Genomic DNA, 405 nt, shown 5'->3' on the forward strand with positions numbered 1-405 from the left:
TTGCTTGAGCGCGCACCACAGGTGGCTCACCGCGTGGAGGCAGACGGGTCGCTCACGGATATCGCCGTACAGGAGGTGGCCATCGGGGACACCGTGCTGGTACGCCCCGCCGAGGTGGTGCCGGTGGACGGCGTCATGGTAGCCGGGACGGACAGCGCGGCCGCGGAGTTTGATCTCTCCTCCCTCACCGGCGAATCTCTCCCCGTCACAAAGTACACGGGAGATGAGGTACTTTCCGGTTCGCTCAACGGCACCACAGCGGTGCGGCTGCGTGCCACCGCGAGTGCCGCCGATTCCCAGTACGCCCGCATCCTGGACCTGGTGCGCAGCGCGGCGGAAAGCCGCGCGCCCATGGTGCGATTGGCGGACAGATACGCGGTGCCGTTCACGGTGATCGCCTACGCC

At 67.7% G+C, this 405-nt stretch carries 1 pseudogene; it reads left to right on the forward strand.

The window, feature by feature from the left end:
• Positions 1-21 precede the first annotated feature (21 nt).
• Positions 22-405, forward strand: a pseudogene (locus M3193_RS16615) (heavy metal translocating P-type ATPase); the annotation flags it as partial.

The organism is Sporosarcina luteola, from assembly GCF_023715585.1.
Lineage (GTDB): Bacteria > Bacillota > Bacilli > Bacillales_A > Planococcaceae > Sporosarcina > Sporosarcina luteola_D.